We start from the raw sequence: 245 nt of genomic DNA, 5'->3' as shown, positions 1-245 counted from the left end.
CCTCGGCGCCACCTTGGCCCTCTTCAGCCGGCTGGAAGATCAGCGTCAGCGTGCCATCGAACTGGCGGGTAGCAGCCAGGTAACGGGCGGCACCCAGCAACATGGTGGTATGCCCGTCATGGCCGCAAGCGTGCATGCAGCCCTGGTGGCGGCTGCTGTAGGCAGCGCCGGTGGCCTCGTGAATGGGCAGCGCGTCCATGTCGGCACGCAGGCCGAGCTTGCGTGGGCTGCTGCCGTTGCGCAGC

At 68.6% G+C, this 245-nt stretch carries 1 protein-coding gene; it reads right to left on the bottom strand.

Translation table 11 applies throughout. The annotated features are described in order from the left end of the window. The coding region (locus SB765_RS32755) for a M20/M25/M40 family metallo-hydrolase (protein WP_410932907.1) at window positions 1-245 on the bottom strand (245 nt) is incomplete at both ends.

Source organism: Pseudomonas sp. SIMBA_067, from assembly GCF_046534675.1.
GTDB classification, from domain to species: Bacteria; Pseudomonadota; Gammaproteobacteria; order Pseudomonadales; family Pseudomonadaceae; genus Aquipseudomonas; species Aquipseudomonas putida.
The sequence above is the reverse complement of the archived record's forward strand: the minus strand, read 5'-3'. Positions and strand labels throughout refer to the sequence as shown.